Source organism: Rhodococcus sp. P4_B6 (assembly GCF_056402215.1).
Genome location: NZ_JBFUHV010000474.1, coordinates 1 through 811 on the forward strand (window position 1 = coordinate 1; position 811 = coordinate 811).

2 protein-coding genes are annotated in these 811 nt (G+C 66.2%); both read right to left on the reverse strand.

The window, feature by feature from the left end:
• A partial coding sequence (locus tag AC1DWT_RS51635; protein WP_477926326.1) for an MBL fold metallo-hydrolase occupies window positions 1-318 on the reverse strand: 318 nt, incomplete at its 3' end.
• The coding region (locus tag AC1DWT_RS51640; RefSeq protein WP_477926327.1) for a zinc-binding dehydrogenase at window positions 315-811 on the reverse strand (497 nt) is incomplete at its 5' end. The genes AC1DWT_RS51635 and AC1DWT_RS51640, both read right to left, overlap by 4 nt.

The window sequence follows — 811 nt, forward strand, 5'->3', positions numbered from 1 at the left end:
CCAGTACTTGCCGTCCGGGTGGCTCATCTTCCACAGCACGTCATCACCCGGATGCAGCAGCACCGGGGCGTGCAACCGCTCGGCGAGTTCCGGGGCGACGGTGACGTGATCGTTGTGCCCGTGCGTGCAGATCACCGCGTTCACGTGCCGGCCGCCGACCGCGTCGATGATCGGCTGCGCACTGTGGGCGGCGTCCACGATCACCACGTCGGTGTCGTCACCGATCAGCCAGATGTTGTTGTCGACACTCCACTCCCCACCGTCGAGGGCGAACGTGCCCTCGGTGACGACCCGCTCGATCCGCAACCGCCCGCTCACAGCACGACCACCGAACGCAGCACCTCACCGGCGTGCATCTTGTGGAACGACTCTTCGACCTCGTCGATTTTGATGCGCTCGGTGACGAACTTCTCCAACGGCAGCCGGCCCTGCTGGAACAGATCCACCAGCATCGGGAAGTCGCGTTCGGGCAGGCAGTCGCCGTACCACGACGACTTCAACGACCCACCGCGGGAGAAGAAATCGATCAACGGCATCTCCAACCGCATGTCCGGGGTCGGGACCCCCACCAAAACCACGGTGCCGGCCAGGTCGCGGGCGTAGAACGCCTGCTTCCACGTCTCCGGACGCCCGACCGCGTCGATCACCACATCCGCACCGAAACCGCCGGTCAGCTCCCGCACCGCCTCGACCGCATCCACCTCGCCGCCGTTGACCGTGTGCGTCGCACCCAGATCCCTCGCCCACTCGAGCTTCTTCTCGTCCCGGTCGATCGCGATGATCTTGTTCGCCCCGGCCAGCCGGGCACCCA